Source organism: uncultured Microbulbifer sp., from assembly GCF_947489355.1.
GTDB lineage: Bacteria > Pseudomonadota > Gammaproteobacteria > Pseudomonadales > Cellvibrionaceae > Microbulbifer.
The window spans coordinates 1-8419 of record NZ_CANLDD010000091.1 but is presented as its reverse complement, the minus strand read 5'-3'; the positions used below and the strand labels follow the sequence as shown (position 1 = coordinate 8419).

Annotated in this window: 4 protein-coding genes; 3 read left to right on the top strand and 1 reads right to left on the bottom strand. The window is 48.2% G+C overall.

The window, feature by feature from the left end; all coding sequences use genetic code 11:
- The first annotated feature begins 980 nt into the window (after positions 1 to 980).
- Positions 981 to 1463, top strand: coding sequence for a hypothetical protein (locus Q1A48_RS20080; RefSeq protein WP_299948478.1), 483 nt, complete (start codon positions 981 to 983; stop codon positions 1461 to 1463).
- Positions 1464 to 2910: 1447 nt separating this feature from the next.
- On the opposite strand, the gene Q1A48_RS20075 is transcribed toward Q1A48_RS20080, so the two are convergent.
- Positions 2911 to 5967 (bottom strand): TonB-dependent receptor, encoded by a 3057-nt coding sequence (locus Q1A48_RS20075; protein ID WP_299948476.1) that lies wholly within the window; start codon positions 5965 to 5967, stop codon positions 2911 to 2913.
- 1227 nt (positions 5968 to 7194) lie between these two features.
- Here Q1A48_RS20075 and Q1A48_RS20070 point away from each other — a divergent pair.
- Both Q1A48_RS20070 and Q1A48_RS20065 read left to right on the top strand, forming a co-directional pair.
- Positions 7195 to 7560: a VOC family protein gene (locus Q1A48_RS20070; RefSeq protein WP_299948475.1), complete on the top strand. Its 366-nt coding sequence runs from the start codon at positions 7195 to 7197 to the stop codon at positions 7558 to 7560.
- Positions 7561 to 7750: 190 nt separating this feature from the next.
- A complete protein-coding gene (locus tag Q1A48_RS20065; RefSeq protein WP_299948473.1) occupies positions 7751 to 8032 on the top strand; it encodes a hypothetical protein in 282 nt (93 codons plus the stop codon).
- Positions 8033 to 8419 lie beyond the last annotated feature (387 nt).

Sequence of the window (8419 nt, the reverse complement as noted above, 5' to 3'; positions counted from 1 at the left end):
GGAACTTGACGCTGTCACAGCTGACAATTCACTTCCCGGATCGCCTGGAGAAATATATCAGCCTATGAGGCTACTTGACTGACACAGAGTTTTGAACACCCTCCAGCTATTTTTTAAAAGGGCAATGAAACGACACATTTGTTAGTGCCTTTTCAACTCCTGTTACCACTACCCAGTAAAAATTCTTGTTTAAAAGAGTTTCCGTCCTCTACCATACCCTTACACCGTGGCGAATGAGCCCACTCCATATAATTCAACAGGATTTATAAATCTTACTGCAGAAATTGCAGTAAAATACCAAGGTAATTGCGAGAACTTACCTGACTTTATGAGCGTTCGACCGAGACAAGTAAATACTTACTTTAGAATTGTGTACTCAACATAAAAATAACCATGCAGCAAACATTAAAAGTTTTGGATACCGGAAATAATTCTGTAAAACTATTTTTCCACTAGAAAAATCCTGTAACACCACCCTCCGAAATAAACCACTCTCCGGAAAAATCATAATCCAGAAACTATCAGTCAACCCGGAATGGGCGTCCGAATTGAACACCCATCTACTTTTTCAGACAAAAAGATAAAATTCACGCCAACTTGTCGCAGCTATCCCCCCTGCAGGTGGTTTACCGCGTCTTACCCTATTGAAAACTCACAGACCGATAAGGCCACTGCTTGTTTAATTTTCTTCGTTAAAGGGCAACACCTTAAAGCGCTTGTGGTTTTTCCGCGATGGCACAGGGATACGGTAGCGTGTTTTGTACCTACAGCAATGGATTGTCATAATAGTTATATAAGTAGATTTTTTTGTACTGTGGTTATATAAAAATTGGGTAATTCTTTGTGCTGCAATCACGCTGTCATGCCCCGGACACCAGGGGTAGTTACGCTGCAAGGTGCCCGGCCAATGCCGGGCACCTTGCAGGCAATATTCCTTTGTGCCGCGTAGTGCACTTACTAACTTGGAGAGAATGATTACCATGAAAAAATTTATTACTGCTGTATCTCTTACCCTCGCCGCCACCGGTTTTGCTGGGCTGGCCAATGCGGAAACCTGGTCTCCCACCGGCCCCGTGGCCCTGGCAAGTGTTGAACCCTTAGCGTTATTTAAGGGCATTCCTCTGGACTGTGATCTGATGGGTGCCGTCACCCTGAACGGTTCCGATGCCTCTGTAGGTGCCTTGCAACTCTCCGGGGGGCTTTTTGACTTGTGCAACACGATTACGTTTACCGATCTGCCCTACAATCTGGAGGGCAATGCCGACGGTACAGCAACAATGGAAGGCGTTGTTGTCCAGGCCGTAACCGGTAACTGCGCCGGCGACCTAACTGGTACTTTTGACCAGGCCACTGGCGTGCTCACTTTCGACGCTGCCGTCCTTCCAGCCACTGACAGCGGCGGCGACTGCACGATCAGTGGTAACGTAATGACTAATCCACAGGCGTCCTATACCAATCCTTAACGGGCATGAGCATTAGGCCCTAAATCTTTGTGCCTTCGCTCCACCGTGCACTGCGGGCAGATATTGCCCGCAGTGCTATTATACTTCGTCACGGCCTCATATTTTTATGAAATCACCACCAGTTACGCATCCTTACTACAGTGTCAGTAAGATCAGGTACCCGACATACAGGAGTTTTATATCCGGCTTTTAAAAATAGAGTAAACAAGATGAGAAAGTGTGAGGGTAGTATTTTATTCGTTTTCTCACTAGCATTTCCAGCCAATCCAGTACAATAACCTGATGAACTTTTATTGAGAAATTCGACAATTCCTTATGCAGCGTCATGTGTTAACTAGCTTGGAGAGAATAATTACCATGAAAAAAAATGCTTTACCATAGCTTCCCTGACCATCGCTCTCGCCGGTTTTTCTGGTTTGGCCAATGCGGAAACCTGGTCTTCCACTGGTCCCATCACCCTGGCCACTGCTCAACCCCTAGCTTTATTTAAAAGCGTCCCTCTGGACTGCGACCTGTTAGCTATCGGCACCCTGAACGGTTCCGACGCCTCTGTAAGTGCTTTAGAACTCTCCGGAGGAACTTTAGACTTGTGAAACACGATTACATTTACCAATCTGCCCTACAATTTGGAGGGCAATGCCGACGGTACAGTAACCCTGGAAGACGTTGTTCTACAGGCCGTAACCGGCAGCTGCGCCGGCGACTTGACCGGTACTTTTGACCAGGCCTCTGGGATGCTTACTTTCGACTATGCTGTCATTCCAGCAATCGACAGCGGCGGCGACTGCATAATAGTTGGTGAGATGAACACTACACCACAGGCATCCTACACAACCCTTGCTATTTCAGCTAACTGCGCCGCGGACAGATATTGTCCTCGGCATTTTATATGCTTATACAAGCTGTTACTGTGCATAATAATATTGATCAACCGTAGCTTTAGTAGAATAGCTAAAGAAATATCCATAATCGCACAGTTTTTATTTTGAGAAAATTTGGAAACTGCTTTCAAGCATCCTTTTCAGCGCCTTCCAAATAAGTTTCATTCAAGTCCGATTTAATGTTCTCATTGTTATAAAATCCGCGCTCTGAAACACTGAAGAGTGCAACCTGGAAACCCTTACTTGATAAGTCTCACAACCCGTTAACATTGTGCTTTAATTCAACCGGATAACCTCCTGACAAGTGTGTCGGGGCAATTAGGCAACGAATAGACACTGACCGGCTCTCTATTCCCTATTCCCTATTCCCTATTCCCTATTCCCTATTCCCTATTCCCTATTCCCTATTCCCTATTCCCTGGCTTTATTGAACTCAGCAACCAAATCGAGCACCAAATAAAGACAATCAAACTTCATAAAAAAGGCCGCAAAAAAAGTATTGCAGCCTATAGGTTCAGATTTCCTCTGTGAAACATAATATCACCGCCCCAATAGGGCGGCAATCATTAAAAGCCCTTATACAGGCTTAACCCTATAATCCGCGGTTCCAGGGTAAACACATTGGTACTCAACCCGGTATCATCACTGTTGGTAAAGAAGTCGGTGATGGGCGCATCGTCAAATACATTCTTTACATAGAGCTGCATCTGCAGGTCCCATTCCGGCTGGGTAAAGCTGGCCGATACATTCAGGTTGCTCCAGGCCCTCAGACGGTCATACTCAGTATTGTATACACGCGCATAGCTTTCCCCCTGGCGGTAGTAATCGGCACGCAACTTCAGGTCCCAATCCTTCACCTGGATCACATGCTCCAGGCCCAAACTGGCTGTAAAACGCGGTGCGTTCGGCAGCTCGTTGCCGCTCAGGTCGGCGGCAAAGCCACGCCCGCCGTTGGGGGCATCGGTGAGGGGATTATAGGGATCAATCCCATAAAATTCCCAGAATTTTTTACGATCACTACTCACCTCTGCTTCCAGTGGGGACCAGCTACCATAGCGTTGCGCACCACCACAAAGCAATGATAATTCAAGATCTGTCGGTTTCTGATTAAAAGGGCCCCCAGTCGCGTTGAGAATCTCCTCCACAACCTTAACCGGCACTATGCAATTGGAAGGCAATTGTACCCAGGGACGCATCACCATCCAGTCCGCATTGCCCTGGGTACGGTTCATCACATCAATGGATTCCTCGCCATCGCCAATACGAGTTTTTAAATAGCCCAGGTTCATATCCACACGGGTGCTGGGAGTCATCTGCCAGGCGCCTTCCAGCTCCAGGCCCCAGCTCTCCGCATCAAAATTTTCATTCAGGGAGATACGGTCCACAATCTGCGACACTTGGTAATCTTTGTAGTCGTAGTAGAAGGCAGTGGTATTGAGGGTCATACTGCCGTCCAGCAGACTGTTCTTGGTGCCGAATTCGATGGCATCCACAAATTCCGGTTCAAAAGTACTGGCCAGGGGCTGGTACTGCACTACATCAGGGTCGATATCCACCCGCGGCGGATTGGTGCCGCCGCCTTTATACCCATGGGCAAAGGAAATATAGAATAATGTCTCGTCGGTAAAGGGGGTTTCCCCGCGCCAGTCCAGTACCAGGCGACCGGTGTACTCCTGCCACTCCTGCTCTACATCCGGCAGAGCGGGATGCCCTCTTCCTGTCTTTCCGCCAGTACCCGGGCCAGGTCTTTCTATACTGCCATCTGGTTTGTAATCCGCGCTCATCAGTAACTGGCTGGGCACCGGGGTAGCGGTTTTGCGGTCTTCGGTATAGCGCAGACCCGCGGTGAGTTTTACCGCATCAGAAAACTGCCAGTAGGTCTCCCCAAACAGCGCCTGGGAGCGGGTCTTGACCAGATTGCGACTAAGGAAATAGTTGTGTCCCTCATCATCTACCTGGTCGAGTGAACTGTGATCCACATAAACACATTCGCGGTTTCTCGGATTTTCTTCGAAATCATCACACGGATCCGTCAAGCCGGTAAGAAAATCTAAGTTATAAAAATATTCTGCGATAAAGGAAAACATATTGTTGAAAACGTAGTAATCATCCTGGGATTCAAAATCCAGGGAGTTGGCACCCAGGGAGAAATTAAAGGGGCCGTCGAAGGTGGATTGCAAACGCAACTCATGGCTTCTCTGGCGGTTATCCGACTGACTGATGTCCACCGCCAGCATCCGATCCGTGGCGCCCAGTTGTGGATCGGTATAAAGTCCACCCGGTGTTGCCCCAGAGCGCGGCCGGCCGAAGAGGTCTGTTAAACCCTCGGAATCGTTAAAGACCGGCACAGAGGCATAACGGTTGTAGTCCTGGGAGCTGTAGTAGTCGTCCTTGGCGTAAGTGGACTGGGCAAAAAGTTGCAGCGAATCCCCCAGGGCCAGCTCCAGATTGAGCTGTACCAGATCGTTCTCGGCGCGGAATACCGGATCATAGCTGGTGGCTATCTCATGCAGGTCCCGCGACTGCCTGACATTGGCATAGGGATCTAAATCTTCAGGTATTGCCAAAACTGGTTGGCGGTTTTCATCTCTGCCCAAGCTTAAACCTTGGAGAAGCCGCACAAATGCAAAGCCTCGGGCGTCTGGCGTGTTATAGGCATCGTCACTGTATAGGGAACCGGGGCGACACCCTAAGGTGAACTGGTTTTTAAATTGCTCAGGGATCTCAGTGTCACCAGCCATGTCTCGCCCGGAATCGCGGGTACAAAGCTGCTTGCCGGTGCGGGAGCGGTTGTCATCCTCCTCGAAGTGCTGCCAGATCAGATTGGCGCTAAAGGCTTCGCTGGGCTCCCACTGCAGGATCAAACGGGTGGAGTAAAGATCCCGGTCATTAACGTCGTTGTCGGTCACGGTGTTATAGTCAAAGCCGTCCCGCTGGGTCATAGCGCCGGAAAAGCGCATGGCCAGGGAATCCCCCAGGGGTACATTCAACATGCCGCTGGTACGCCGGGAATTGTAGCTGCCCACCTCCGCCTTGAGATTTGATTCAAACTCCGGCCCCGGCATCTGCGGCAACATATTCACCACCCCGGCGGTGGCATTGCGGCCATACAGGGTGCCTTGCGGGCCGCGCAGTACCTCCAAGCGTTGTACATCGAAGAACTCCTGCTCGAACAGGCGGTTGCGGATCAGTGGCGCATTGTTGAAACTCACCGCCACCGCCGGGTCTGAGCTGGCGGAGATGGCCTTGGTACCCACACCGCGGATAGAAAAGTTGTAGGTGCTAAAATTATTCTTAGAGAAATTCACATTGGGCACCGCGCGCAACAGCTCCTCGCCGCGCTCGATTTTCAGGTCGTCCATAGTGTCACCAGACAAAGCCGAAACAGCAATGGGTACGTCCTGAATGCTCTCCTCAATCTTCTGTGCGGTAACAGTAATTTCCTCAATGGCCTTGCTGTAGGCTTCTTCACCGCTATCACTCTGGGCGATGGCGGGCGTGGCCGTTATTGCCAGGCAGGCCATCGCAGCGCTACACCACAGGGGGGCGGTATGATTGATTGACTGCGCCTGGCGAATCGCCTGTGCGATCCGCTTTTTTTGCGGCTTGCGAAAATCCAACATCTTGATTCCTCTTTCTCTCTGTACTTTTTCTGTTTTCGATTATTTTTGGTTATCAACCCGACAATCAAACCGCGCTTCCCTCACCTGCTGGATTGCCACCGTTCAGATACCAGCGTAGCCACGCAGGCCCGCCGATATGCTCAGCTACAACCAACCCGCAGCCGGCGGCGGCACTTCCCTTTACCACATTAACCCGGCACTGCTGGTATCACCGAGTATTGCCGGCACGGGTGGGAAGAATACCCGGCACCCGAGACAGGCTGTGCACAGCCCCGATACACTCGTCAGCAAAAACCCGATACTGCACGAGCCTGGAAGCGGGAGATTCTTCCCAAGGAAAGACGCAAAAACAACGGTGTCGGGGGGATTGAAGCTGCTGATTTTTAGCGATTTGTAGTATTAAGAGGCGCCACACGAGTTTGACTTTGCAGTCCGTTATTTTTAGCCGCCGAAAAAGAAAGTTTTACTTTCTCAGAAAGTTATTTCTCCTGAAAGACTGGGTGGGGTTAATAACAAATGGCAGCACTAAAAGTAAGTATGTGTTTACTTACGCAATCGGTAACGCGGCTACCCCGAACATATTGACGACACAGACAGAAAGAATGCTGTATCTATGGAAAGACAAACCATAGACCTGGTACGATCATCAGAAGTCAAAGGCTACGCAAATCGATGGTGAAATTATTTTTATTACTAAGGCACCAATATTCCTACTGCAGGTAGCTACCATTTGCTATTTTTTAACGATTTATTACAAATGGGCGCCAGACCGTTTGGCTTTGCAATCCATTGTGGTTGTCAAATCCCAAAAAGACAGAGAATAAGAGAGGCGGCACGCGCAACCTTATCGGTAACAAAAGGTCGACAATCCATGGGAAACGCCAGTTATCAGAATTAGTCTGTCAAAGAGCTTTTCGCGCCAAACACACTGGTTAGTATTTTGTATAGCGCTGTAGCTACAAAAACAGAGAAGGCATCACAGGGAGTAAAAAATTGAGCCATAAATGCAGGAAGAATTTTCTCGGATAGATAGGCCACCAAATTGATGTGGAGGAGTACGCAATACCCATTCTGTTGCAAGAAGACAATACCAGAATATTTTTAATTATTGAAAAGTATAGAAGCCCCTTACCACCTAAACATAAGTTTCGATAGAATACAGCTCATCGAACACCGGGCTGTGATAACAGATTGCTATTTTACCTATAAATCAATCAGGGAATAAAAATGGAGAAAGTCAATGGGATTGGCGGTATATTTTTCCGTACGGGTAATCCTGAGAAACTTGCAAAATGGTACGAGAAGCACTTAGGTGTAAACCCCGTTCCGGCAGAATATAGTCAATTGCCCTGGGTACAAGAGGGGGGGCCAACTGTATTTGCGCCGTTCAAAAATGATACAACCTATTTCGGCAAGGAATCACAAAGCTGGATGATTAATTTTCGCGTGAATGACTTGTCTAAAATGGCAGATCAACTTCGCCGAGCAGGTATCGAAGTCGCTATAGATGCAGAAGAATATCCCAACGGTAAATTTGCCAGGATTCATGACCCGGAAGGCAATCCGGTTGAATTATGGGAGCCGAAAAGCTGAATATCAAAGTTCACCAAGCGGTGGCCCTTTAACCCCTCACATGGAAAATCAATTAAAGCACACATTGAAGAAGTGAAAATGCCTACATTACGGATTGTGGTAGGAATCAGAAGAACAGTAATCACACGACCAGGTTGAAAAGTTATACAGAAATCAGGAACTCTGAAAGTTTGCAGCACAAGTTTTTAAGGTGCGCAATTTAAATAATGAGACATTCGGTGTCGAAATGGTCCACAGAGGGTTTGAGGCCAAAGATATATTCAGAAGAATATTCAAAGAAACCCTCACCCCATTGGGTGCTCCCCGTGACCTTAAAATAGATCCCTTGGCGCTGCAGACAGCACATGACACGATTATACAAGACATTGCCGGCTCTGATCAAAGCATGCACAAGGGCGATCATGAATGTGTGTGCTATGCGCTCGCTGAGGATATGGCCCATATGGCAATATTGGATATGAGTGTATTATAGAGACTCTCTGAGCAGGGATATAAATCCAGCGCATTAGCCAATAATTGTACCGCACAAGTGAGCAGTAATGGGGAGGTAACAGTACCGAGAAGAACAGGGCTTATTAGTTGGGCTTGAAGTTTTTTCAAATAAATAAAAGGCGCTCTATAATCAAGCTATTGAGGCGATCCGACCTGTCATGCACATAGGGGTCTACCAACCACGATTTATTTAAACAGGAGGCCTAAATCCTGAACCGCCTGTAAAGATACGCTAGGCAGTCTACCATTCAATCAGGATGGGCCGGTAAAGGATCTTCTGTATTTTACCAAAGTAAATATCCACCGGCAAAGCCGGTGGCTTTAATCGTGAACCGCTCAAAGCGGTCTGTACGGAACTAACGTTCCT

Coding starts and splice junctions, on each gene's coding strand:
- Q1A48_RS20080 (WP_299948478.1), top strand. CDS start 981: ATGAAAAAATTTATTACTGCTGTATCTCTTACCCTCGCCGCCACCGGT.
- Q1A48_RS20075 (WP_299948476.1), bottom strand. CDS start 5,967: ATGTTGGATTTTCGCAAGCCGCAAAAAAAGCGGATCGCACAGGCGATT.
- Q1A48_RS20070 (WP_299948475.1), top strand. CDS start 7,195: ATGGAGAAAGTCAATGGGATTGGCGGTATATTTTTCCGTACGGGTAAT.